Here is a 750-nt window from a genome sequence, read left to right as displayed (position 1 = left end):
GGGTTTATACAGTCTGTTTTCAGACGGCCTTTAACGTTTTCTAACATTTAAATGGCGGCTTAATGATGCGAATTGATGCGTTATTGAGCCGCTAAATAGTATAAAAAAGGCAAGTGTAAAACTTGCCTTTACGTTTGGAATCGGTCTGTTTTCTATGGTGTAACACCATGCCGTATTTCAGACGGCCTTACCAACGGAATGTTTGGGTCACGCCTGCGGAAGCGCCGTTGTTTCCGGCATAGCCGTAGCCGCCGGTATGGCTGGAGGCGCAGGCGGTGAGTGTGGCGAGGGTCAGGATAAGGAGGATGTGTTTCATGTTTTTTCTCTGAGTGGGTTGGTTTTAGACTTGGGACGTTTTGTTGCCGTATGAATCGGAATAGATATGGCTTTGTTGCTTTGTCTTGATTTAATGTATTGAAAAAGGCCGTCTGAAATCGGTTTTCAGACGACCTTTATTTTATATCAGCTTATTAGTAACAAGAATATTTGAAATCCTAACTACTTATCCGCCCTGCTTACTCATCTGCAGTCAAACGGCGAATAAAAGCAGCAAAGCTGTCGGCAATATATTCTTCATGAAAATTATCCAAATAAATATTGATAACCGGTGGCTCACCATCGGCATTTATGTTGCGATAATCCAGCGCAAAAAATCCGTGTCCGCTATCTTCTTCGGCAAAGTAAACGCCAATATGCGGTAATGCGTGATTTTTAGGATCTTCCAAAAAACGACTGCCCATTTTACCGCAC

2 protein-coding genes are annotated in these 750 nt (G+C 42.9%); both read right to left on the bottom strand.

The window, feature by feature from the left end; all coding sequences use genetic code 11:
- Positions 1-187: 187 nt before the first annotated feature.
- A complete protein-coding gene (locus tag ACTHUE_RS19625; RefSeq protein WP_256388401.1) occupies positions 188-316 on the bottom strand; it encodes a hypothetical protein in 129 nt (42 codons plus the stop codon).
- A 199-nt stretch (positions 317-515) separates the two neighbouring features.
- On the bottom strand, positions 516-750 hold a 235-nt coding region (locus tag ACTHUE_RS19620), incomplete at its 5' end, for an SMI1/KNR4 family protein (RefSeq protein WP_440424237.1).

It is taken from the genome of Neisseria sp. P0021.S005 (assembly GCF_051956955.1).
The sequence above is the reverse complement of the archived record's forward strand: the minus strand, read 5'-3'. Positions and strand labels throughout refer to the sequence as shown.

What these genes read in the sequence shown, in the direction of transcription:
- ACTHUE_RS19625 (WP_256388401.1), bottom strand. Translation starts at nt 316, where the DNA reads ATGAAACACATCCTCCTTATCCTGACCCTCGCCACACTCACCGCCTGC.